The organism is Protofrankia sp. CiP1_Cm_nod1, from assembly GCF_920888515.1.
Classification (GTDB): domain Bacteria; phylum Actinomycetota; class Actinomycetes; order Frankiales; family Frankiaceae; genus Protofrankia.
In genome coordinates this window covers 17954-27551 of record NZ_CAKKTM010000032.1, presented here as the reverse complement: position 1 = coordinate 27551, position 9598 = coordinate 17954, and the positions used below count along the sequence as shown (strand labels likewise).

7 protein-coding genes are annotated in these 9598 nt (G+C 71.8%); all 7 read left to right on the top strand.

Annotated elements, in window-relative coordinates; genetic code table 11:
- Window positions 1-2 precede the first annotated feature (2 nt).
- The 7 genes from NBX02_RS02125 to NBX02_RS02095 all read left to right on the top strand — a co-directional run bounded on the left by NBX02_RS02125 (window position 3) and on the right by NBX02_RS02095 (window position 9588).
- Window positions 3-1736 (top strand): hypothetical protein, encoded by a 1734-nt coding sequence (locus NBX02_RS02125; RefSeq protein WP_445548209.1) that lies wholly within the window; start codon window positions 3-5, stop codon window positions 1734-1736.
- Between the two features lie 281 nt (window positions 1737-2017).
- Entirely contained in the window at window positions 2018-2461 is a 444-nt protein-coding gene (locus NBX02_RS02120; RefSeq protein WP_250289731.1) for an SRPBCC family protein, read from the top strand.
- A gap of 69 nt (window positions 2462-2530) precedes the next feature.
- Window positions 2531-4213, top strand: coding sequence for an apolipoprotein N-acyltransferase (lnt, locus tag NBX02_RS02115; protein WP_250289730.1), 1683 nt, complete (start codon window positions 2531-2533; stop codon window positions 4211-4213).
- Window positions 4210-5223, top strand: coding sequence for a pyridoxal-phosphate dependent enzyme (locus tag NBX02_RS02110; protein ID WP_250283214.1), 1014 nt, complete (start codon window positions 4210-4212; stop codon window positions 5221-5223). The genes lnt and NBX02_RS02110 overlap by 4 nt, the downstream gene beginning before the upstream one ends.
- Window positions 5224-5381: 158 nt before the next feature.
- Window positions 5382-7094, top strand: a complete 1713-nt coding sequence (locus tag NBX02_RS02105; RefSeq protein WP_250283217.1) for a GMC oxidoreductase — start codon at window positions 5382-5384, stop codon at window positions 7092-7094.
- Window positions 7091-7768 carry a hypothetical protein gene (locus NBX02_RS02100; protein WP_250283219.1) on the top strand — a complete coding sequence of 226 codons (678 nt, stop codon included), beginning with the start codon at window positions 7091-7093 and terminating at the stop codon, window positions 7766-7768. Before NBX02_RS02105 ends, NBX02_RS02100 begins: the two co-directional genes overlap by 4 nt.
- Window positions 7768-9588, top strand: coding sequence for a hypothetical protein (locus NBX02_RS02095; RefSeq protein ID WP_250283221.1), 1821 nt, complete (start codon window positions 7768-7770; stop codon window positions 9586-9588). The genes NBX02_RS02100 and NBX02_RS02095 overlap by 1 nt, the downstream gene beginning before the upstream one ends.
- Window positions 9589-9598 lie beyond the last annotated feature (10 nt).

Here is a 9598-nt window from a genome sequence, read left to right as displayed (position 1 = left end):
GCCTGGGGCCGGGCCAGCCGCCGCCGCGGGCGCGCCCGCGGCGGGCCCGGCGGTGGCCGGCCGCGCTGGCCGTCCTCGTCGCGTTCTGCGGGCTGTCCGTCCTGCTCTTCCGCGACGGCTGGACCGATCTGGGCGGGACCGTCTATGGCGGCGGTGACGCCGTGCTGTTCTCCTGGTACCTGGGGTGGACGCCGTACGCGCTCACGCACGGGCTGAACCCGTTCGTCACGCAGTTCCTGAACGTGCCGGACGGCGTCAACATCATGTGGAGCACCGGTGTGCCGCTGCTCGGCGTGCTGGCCGCGCCGGTCACGATGCTGGCCGGCCCGCTGGTGGCCTTCCAGGTGCTCACGACGCTGGCGCCGGCGCTGTCGGGCTGGGCGATGTTCCTGGCGGTGCGCCGCTGGACGGCCGCGCTGCCCGCCGCCGTCGCCGGGCTGCTGTACGGCTTCGGCCCGTACATGATCGGTGCTTCCTACGGGCACCTGCACCTGTCGTTCGTGCCCTTCCCGCCGATCCTGCTGCTGCTCATGGACGACCTGCTCGTCCGGCAGCGCAACACCCGGCGGACCGGTGTCCTGCTCGGGGTGGCCGTGGCCGCCCAGGCGCTGATCAGCGAGGAGGTGCTGGCGACCTCGGCAGTGGTCACCGCCATCGCCATCGCCATCCTGTGCCTGCGGCACCGCGACCAGGTCCGCGCCCGCGCGGGGGCGGCCATCCGCGGGCTCACCATCTGCGCCGGTGTCGCCACGGCGGCGCTGGCCTGGCCGCTGGCCACCCAGTTCTTCGGCCCGCAACGGGTGCACGGCTCGATCCAGCCGCCGGACGTCGCCGTCTCCGACCTGCTCACGTTCGTCACGCCCACGCCCCTGCAGGCCTTCGGGCCGGACTTCGCCGTCCGGGAGAGCCTGACGTTCACCGGCAACGCGGTGGAGGTCAGCGGCTATCTCGGCCTGCCCCTGCTGGCTCTGCTGCTGTTCATCGCGGTGCGGCTGCGGCGCAACCGGCTGGTCGCCCTGTGCGTGCCGCTGGCGGCCGCCGCCGCGGTCCTCTCGCTCGGCCCGCACCTGCACGTCGGCGGGCACAACACCGGTATCCCGCTGCCGTGGCGCGTGCTGGAGCTGGGGCCGGTGCTGCACAACGCGCTGCCGTCCCGGCTGTCGCTCTACGTCGCGCTCGCGGCCGGCATCATGATCGCTATATGGCTGGACCAGGCACGGCCACCTCGTATCCGTGCTATCACCGTCGGTGTGTCCGTCGCCGCCCTGGTCCCGCTGGTGCCGGCGTCCCTGCTCGCCTTCTCGCCGGCCACTCCCGCGTTCTTCACCGGCCCGCGGGTGAGCAACGCCCTGCCGGAAGGGTCGACCGCGCTCGTCGTGCCCTACCCGTACCCGCAGCAGAACGTGGCGATGCTCTGGCAGGCTCAGGCGGGCTTCCGGTTCGCCATACCCGGCTGCTACTGTACGGTTCCTGACCGTAATGGACGTTCCAGCTTCCACCCGGAGCCGGACCCGCTCAACTCGGCCCTCATCGATGTCGCGGCAGGCACCATCACCGCTGACGACGCGCTGCGGCGGCCCGGGCTGCGGGCCACCTTCGACCGCTTCGACCTGGACGCGATCATTCTCGGCCCGAGCGACCACCACGACGAGCTGGTGAAACTACTGACCGGACTGGCCGGCGGCCCCGGCCGCCACGTCGACGGCGTCGATCTGTGGCCGCTCGGCACACCCTGACACCGCGATGTCCTGGCACCGCGATGTCCTGACAGCACAGTGTCCTGTGGCACGTCCTGTGGCACCGCGATGCCATAACGTCGCAATGTCTTAACGTCACGGTGCCACAACGTCGAATGCGCCGGGCGGGACGCGGGTAGGCCGTGTCCGATGGATGTTGGTGGCTGCGGGTGGCCGTCTCGGCGCTGCTCGCACGACCGGGCGTCCGTCGCAGCCAGCCCGAGCCAGGGCGGGGCCGAGGCCGGCTGCCCGCGCTGTTTACGACCATGAATGGAGACCGGATGGCAGAGATCAAGGTGACCGTGACGCGGGTTGTGACCGCCGAGCCCACCGCCGTCATCGAAGCGCTCGGCGACTACAAGGGCGTCCGGGCCGAGACCTGGCCAGAGACGATCACGGACTACGAGGTGCTGGAGGGCGGCACCGGCGCCGGCACCCGGATCCGCTACCAGCTGCACGCGACCCGCAGCCGCGTCCGCACCGTCGACGCGGTCGTCTCCGCGCCCGAGCCCGACCGGACCCTGGTCGAAGCCGACCAGAACTCCACCCTGCGGACCGTGTGGACGGTGCAGCCGGCCGGCTCGGGCACGACCCGGGTGTCGGTGGAGACGAGCTGGGCCGGCGCGAGCGGCATCGGCGGGTTCTTCGAACGGACCTTCGCGCCGATCGGCATCCGCAGGCTGTACAACGGCGTCCTCGACAAGATCACCCCCCGCCTGAGCTGATACCCGCACAACCGGCCCACATGTCACGCTGCTTTGCGCGGGTACTCGAAGTGGCCGCAGCATCGCGACATGGACAGCGAGAAGCGCTCGGGCGGGACGGCCGTGCGCCGGCTGCCGGCCCACGGGCTCGCCGGGCTGGCCGGGGCGGTCCCGGCGTTCGCCTTCCCGGCGCCGGGGGTGTGGGTGCTCGGTTTCGTCGGGCTCGTGCCGCTCATGCTGGTCGTCCGCGCCGCCCCGACCAGGCGGGAGGCGGCCGTACGGGCCTGGTGGGGCGGCACCGGGTTCTTCCTGGCGGCCTGCTACTGGCTGGCTCCGAACACCGGCCCGTTCCTGCTCGTACTCACCGCGATACTGGGCGCGACCTGGACGCTGTGGGGTGTGACGGTGTGGGCGGCCCTGCGCCAGCCCCCTTCAGCCCGCGGGCTCGCGTGGGCGCTGCTGGTCGTGCCGTCGGCGTGGGTGGCCGGCGAGTTCCTCCGATCATGGCAGGGGCTCGGCGGGCCGTGGGCGCTGCTCGGCGCGAGCCAGTGGAACAGCCGGCCGGTGCTGGCGCTCGCCTCGCTCGGCGGCGTGTGGCTGCTCAGCTTCGTGCTGGCTGCCGTCGGGCTGGCCCTGGCCGCGGCGGGAATCCCGGGCGCGGCGGCCGGCAGACGGATCACCGCCTGTCTGGCGGCAGCCGGGATCGTCATCCTCGCCGTCAGCGGCGCGGCAATGCTGAGGCCCGTCCCCCCGGCGGCCGGGACGCTGCGTCTCGGCGGCGCCCAGCCGGGTGTCGTCCACGCTCCGGAAGCCCGGTTCACCGCGAGCGAAGCCGCCACCCGGCGTCTCGCGGGCAGCGGTGCCGACCTGGTCGTCTGGGGTGAGAGCAGCGTCGGTTTCGACCTCGCCGACGATCCCGCCCACCTGGCCCGGATCGAGGCGGCGGCCCGCGCCGTCGGCGCCGACATCCTGGTCAACACCGACGCCCGCCGGGCCGGAACCCTCGGCGCACCGGGCGATGTGTTGGGCGCACATGGCTCACCAGCCCCACCGGGCTCCGCCGAAGGGCCGGCCCGCGACGATGACGGCAGCCTGGAGCGGGCACGTCCACCTGGTTCGCCAGGCCCACGAGAGCGGCCGGGGGCGCCTGGCGGCGGGATCTACAAGACAGCGGTCCTCATCGGCCCGGACGGGCCGCGCGGCCGCTACGACAAGACGCGCCTGGTGCCGTTCGGCGAGTACATCCCGCTGCGCCCGGTGTTCGGCTGGCTGTCATCAGTGACCGAAGCAGCTGCGGAGAACCGCCGGACGGGCCATCAGCTCACCATCATGCGGACGGCGGGCGTGCGCTTCGGGACGTTGATCTGCTTCGAGTCGGCCTTTCCCGACCTGGGACGCCGGCTCGCCCGGATGGGCGCGGAAGTGATCGTCGTGCAGTCGGCGACATCGACCTTCCAGGACAGCTGGGCGCCCGCGCAGCACGCGAGCCTCGCCGCGCTGCGCGCCGTCGAGTCGGGACGCCCGGTCGTGCACGCCACGCTCACCGGCGTCTCCGCCGTGTTCGACGCGTCCGGCCGCGAACTCGTCCGTCTCGGCACCCGTGAACGCGGCCCCTACCGCACCGACATACCGCTCGCGACCAGGCAGACCCTCTACGACCGCCTCGGCAACTGGGTCCCGGCCGTTTCACTCATCGCCCTGTCCACCGCCGGCATCACCACCGCTCTGCGCACCGCACGGCGACCACGACGTTCGCGGGGAGCGCCGGCATGAACACGCGGCCTCCGAGTCCGGAGGCTCCCGGCCCGGGGGCCGGGCACTCGCGAATTCCGCGCCCCGAAGCCCCGCGCGCTGAGGCCCTGTCACCAACAGCCCTGTATCCGGGGGTGGTACGGCTGCCCTCGCCGGCCGAGGAGCTGGATGACGAGCGGTTCGCCCGGCACGGGGTCCGGGTGCTGCTCAAACGCGACGACCTCGTCAGCCCCGTGCTACCGGGCAACAAGTGGCGCAAGCTGAAATACAATCTGGTGGACGCGGCGGCGTCCGGGAAATCGACGATCCTGACCTTCGGCGGGGCGTTCTCCAATCATGTCCGGGCGACGGCCGCCGCCGGCGCGCTTTTCGGTTTCACCACCATCGGCGTCATCCGCGGCGAGGAACATCTGCCGCTGAACTGGTCGCTGTCGGCCGCCGTCGCCCACGGCATGCGGCTGGCCTACCTGGACAGGTCGACGTACCGCCGGAAAGACGAACCGGACGTGCTCGCCGGCCTGCGGGCGCGCTTCGGCGACTTCTTCCCGCTGCCGGAGGGCGGCAGCAACCCGGCCGGCGTCCGCGGCTGTGCCGAAATTCTGGACGAGGTCGAGCCGGATGTCGACATCGTCACCTGCGGCTGCGGCTCGGGCGGCACCCTGGCCGGTATCGCGGCGAGCCTGCGCCCCGGCCAGCGGGCCATCGGATTCTCCGCGCTCAAAGGCGGCCGGTTCCTCCAGGACGTCGTCGGTGACCTCCAACGTGCCACCTTCGGCCACGCCACCGACAACTGGCGGATCGAGTGCGACTTCCACTTCGGCGGTTTCGCGCGCCGCCCGCCGGATCTCCAGCGGTTCATCGACGACTTCGCCGGACGCCACGGCATCGCCCTGGAACCGGTATACGTCGCGAAGATGATGTACGGTCTGCTCGAGCTGGCCCGCCGCGGCACGATAACCCCCGGCAGCACCGTCCTGGCCGTCATCACCGGCCCGGCCGATCACCCGACGGGAGCGCGCGGCGGGCCGTAACAGGAGATCCGGGCCGGCGGGCGCGGCGCGGACACAGCCATGTCGGGCTGTGGACAGCGGCCCACTCTGTTTTGGTGGCGGCTGGGCGTGGTTCACTCGTCACGCCCGCGAGTGAAGTGTTCCCAGTCGGCGATCCGCGGGCGGGCCTGGGGGGACAGGTGAGCGGGAGCGAACACGCGGACGTCGTGGTTGTCGGTTCGGGATTCGGTGGCGCGGTGACCGCCTGCCGTTTCGTCGAGGCGGGCTACAGCGTTGTTCTGTTCGAGCGTGGGAAGGCGTATCCACCGGGGTCGTTCGCCCGTTCGCCGACCGACATCGCGACGAACTTCTGGGACCCGAGCCAGGGCCGGCACGGTCTGTTCGATGTCTGGTCCTTCGCCGACTTCGAGGCGGTTGTCTCCAGCGGGCTGGGCGGCGGCTCGCTCATCTACGCCAACGTCCTGCTCCGCAAGGACGAGAAGTGGTTCGTCCGCGACGCGCCCGCCTGCGAGGGCTACGAGAGCTGGCCGGTCAGCCGGGCCGACCTGGAACCGCACTACGCGGCCGTCGAAAAGACGATAGGGGTGCAGCGCTTCCCCAAGGGGCAGCCGCGCTATCAGCACGCCCGCCGGACCGAGCTGCTGGAACAGGCCGGCAGACGGCTCGGGTACACCGCCGAGCAGCCGCCGCTGGCGGTCACGTTCGGTGTCGACGGCAACCCGCCGGTACCGGGGGCGCCCATCGGTGAGCCGGCCTACGGCAACATCCACGGCCGGCCGCGGATCACCTGCGTGCTGTGCGGCGAGTGCGACCTCGGCTGCAACTACGGCAGCAAGAACACCCTGGACCACACCTATCTCTCCGCCGCGGTGCACCACGGCGCGGACCTGCGCGTCCACCACGAGGCCCGTTCGATCACCCCACGGGACGGCGGTGGGTACACCGTCGGATACGTGGTGCACGCACCCGGTGATGCCGTCGCCACCTCGACACTCCCCCAGCGGACGATCACCTGTGATCGTCTCGTCCTCGCCGCCGGCACGTTCGGCACCACCTATCTGCTGCTCCGCAACCGCGCCGCGTTACCCGGCATCTCCCAGCTGCTGGGGCGGCGCTTCAGCGGCAACGGCGACCTGCTCGGCTTCGTCGGCGGGGTGCCCGGCCCGGCCCTGGGCGGCGCGCACGCCCCGGTCATCACGACCGCCGTGCGCGTCCCCGACCCCCTCGACAGCCACGGCGGTCACGCTGATGGCCAGGGCGGCTCCGGCGCCGACCGCGGCTGCTACATCCAGGACGCCGGCTACCCCGGTTTCGCCGAATGGCTCATCGAGGCGGCCGGCCTGGACAACGAGGCGTCCCGGATCGTCAGCACCGTCTACGAGCTGATCCGTTCCCGTCTCACCGGCGGCCCGTCCCACCAGATCGGCGCGCTGGTCGGCCGGCTGCTCGGCCCGGGGCAGGCGTCCGCGGGCGCGATGCCCCTGCTGGGCATGGGGCGCGACATTCCCACCGGAAAAATGTCGGTGAGCGACGACTACCTGCAGATCGAGAACTATCCGGCGGACAGCCAGCCGTATTTCGAACGGCTGGACAGAATCATGGAGGACCTGGCCGAGGAAATGGGTGGAAAATACCACCGGAATCCGCTGACGCTGCTGTCCCGGGTCATCACCGTGCATCCTCTCGGCGGCGCCTCCATGGGTACCGACATCACCACCGGCGTCATCGACGAATGGGGCGAGGTGTTCAACCACCCCGGTCTGTACGTCGCCGACGGCGCCGCCCTGCCCGGGCCGGTCGGGGCGAACCCGTCGCTGACCATCGCCGCCTTCGCCGACCGGCTCGCCGAACACGCCGTGGATGCCGGCCCCGTCCTGGAGACACAGCCATGACCACTCCCACGAGCCTGCGGTTCACCGAGAAGATGAAGGGCTTCCTCACCCTCGACGAAACCGATCCCCAACGTGGATACAACCAGGGCAGGCAGGACGGGACCTCGCTGTCCTTCCGCCTGACCATCCACACCGAGAACGTGGACGCCTTCGCCGCCGACCGGCTGCGGGGGGCCACCGCCAGCGGATACGTCCGCTGCGACGCGCTGGGCGGCAGACGCCCGGTGGACGGCGGCGTCTTCAACCTCTTCGTCGGCGACACCCCCGGGCACCGGCGGATGCTCTACCGGCTGCCGTTCAGCGACGCGGCCGGGCACCCGCTGACCCTCAGCGGGTTCAAGGACGTCCACGACGATCCCGGATTCGACCTGTGGCGGGACACCTCGACGCTCTACACCCGCGTCTTCGCCGGCCATGTGGACGCCGCCGGCGAGTCCACCGCCCGGATCGTCGGCGCCGGCATCGTCACCATCCACATCCCCGACTTCCTCTGGCAGCTCACGACGTTCCGGACGTCCGGCCCGGCCGGTGGCACGGCGGGCCTGGTGAAGTTCGGCCGGCTGTTCCTCGGCGATCTCTGGGAGGTCTACGGCCGTTCCCTCGGACGCGAGGACGACGAGGAGGACGCGCGGGACGGAGACGATCCGCGGGATGGCGAAGGGGGCTGGAGCTGATGTCCGGCACCCCGTCCCGCCCTGTCGACGACAGCGAGCGGGCGCTCGGCTTCGCACGGGCGTCGATGTCCCGCTGGCTGTCGCCGGCCCTGCTGCTCGACACCGCCGTCCGCGTCGGTATCAGCGAGTTACTCGGCTCCTATGCCGACAAGCGGGAGGCGATGGCCGCGCTGCCGGCCGCCCCCCCGACCGACCTGTCGGGCCAGGACGAGCTGTGGTTCGACTACGTCAGCGACCTCGGCGACGGCTTCGACTCGACCTACACGATGGCCTCGCTGCTCGCCGCGCCAGGCCTGGAACTGGACGGTTCGCCGGCCCCGCGGGGGCAGCTGCTGGTGATGGGCGGCGACCAGTGCTATCCGACGCCGAGCATCACCGGCTACGAGAACAAACTGATCGGCCCCTACCGGGCGGCGCTGCCCACCGCGCCGCCCGGGCCCGACGGGCAGCCGGCGCCGCCGAAACTGTTCGTCCTCCCCGGCAACCACGACTGGTACGACGGGCTCACCGCCTTCATGCGGGTGTTCTGCCAGCGCTCCACCATCGGCGGCTGGCGTACCGAGCAGACCCGCAGCTACTTCGCGGTGAAACTGCCGCACCGGTGGTGGCTGCTCGGTATCGACATCCAGTTCGACTCCTACATCGACGACCCGCAGCGCCGGTACTTCCTCGACGTCGCCGAGCAGATGCAACCCGGCGACGCGGTGATCCTGTGCTCGGCGAAACCGAGCTGGGTCAGCACGGGTGAGGGCAACGCCGAGGCGTTCGCCGTCCTCGACTACTTCGAACGCACCGTGATCCGCAAGGCCGGCGCGCGGGTACGGGTCTCCCTCTCCGGCGACCTGCACCACTACGCGCGCTACCGCCAGGCCGACGGGGACACGCAGAAGTTCACCGCCGGTGGCGGCGGAGCCTACCTGTCCGCCACCCACCACCTGCCGGAACATCTGGTGCTGCCGCCGCCGGCGTCCCGGGCGCCAAGCAAGACCGACCCGCCGGCGCACTACCAGCTCGAGACGAGCTTCCCGGACGCGCGCACCTCCCGCCGGCTGGCCGCCGGCATCGTCCGCCTGCCGGCGTTCGCACCCGGGCTGGTGGGCCTGCTCGGCGGTATCCACCTGCTGCTGGCGCTGGTGATCGGTGCCACCGCCGGCGCGGGCACGCCAAGGGCCGCCGGGCGCCTCGACGCCATCGCGGACGGGCTTCGCGACGCCAGCACCGGCGCACTGTTCGCCGGCCTGGTCGACAACGTGCCAGGGCTGGCGCTGAGCCTCGGCGTCCTGGGCGCCGGGGTGGCCCTGACCAAGAGCGGCCGGACGGCCCGGGGGCTGGCGGCCGGAGCCGCGCACGCGGTGGCCCAGCTCCTGCTGGCGGCCGGCCTGCTGGCGGCCGTGGTGGCGGTGGCCGGCCCGTTGCCGGGCACCTGGCTGCTGGCCGGCGTACTGCCGCTGGTCACCGTGCTCGGCGGGCTCGCCGCCGTCGAGCTGCTCGCCGGTTATCTCTGGCTCGCCGACCGGTTCGCGGGCCTGAACACCAACGAGCTCTTCGCCGCGCAGGGGATCGCCGACTACAAGAACCTCCTGCGGCTGCACATCGGCCCGGACGGGTCGCTGACCATCTATCCGGTCGGGATCCGGCGGGTGCCGAAACGCTGGCGTTTCACACCGCACGCGGCGCCGGGTGAGCCCTGGTTCACCCCGGTGGACCGGCGGGTGGATCCATTCCTCATCGAGCCCCCGGTCAGCATCGCCCATGGCGGCCTGCCGGCCGTCCCGTATCAGCATGCTCGCGGCGACGACGCCGAACCGGCCAGTTCGTAACGAAAAATGC

What these genes read in the sequence shown, in the direction of transcription:
- NBX02_RS02120 (WP_250289731.1), top strand. Translation starts at nt 2,018, where the DNA reads ATGGCAGAGATCAAGGTGACCGTGACGCGGGTTGTGACCGCCGAGCCC.
- lnt (WP_250289730.1), top strand. Translation starts at nt 2,531, where the DNA reads ATGGACAGCGAGAAGCGCTCGGGCGGGACGGCCGTGCGCCGGCTGCCG.
- NBX02_RS02110 (WP_250283214.1), top strand. Translation starts at nt 4,210, where the DNA reads ATGAACACGCGGCCTCCGAGTCCGGAGGCTCCCGGCCCGGGGGCCGGG.
- NBX02_RS02100 (WP_250283219.1), top strand. Translation starts at nt 7,091, where the DNA reads ATGACCACTCCCACGAGCCTGCGGTTCACCGAGAAGATGAAGGGCTTC.
- NBX02_RS02095 (WP_250283221.1), top strand. Translation starts at nt 7,768, where the DNA reads ATGTCCGGCACCCCGTCCCGCCCTGTCGACGACAGCGAGCGGGCGCTC.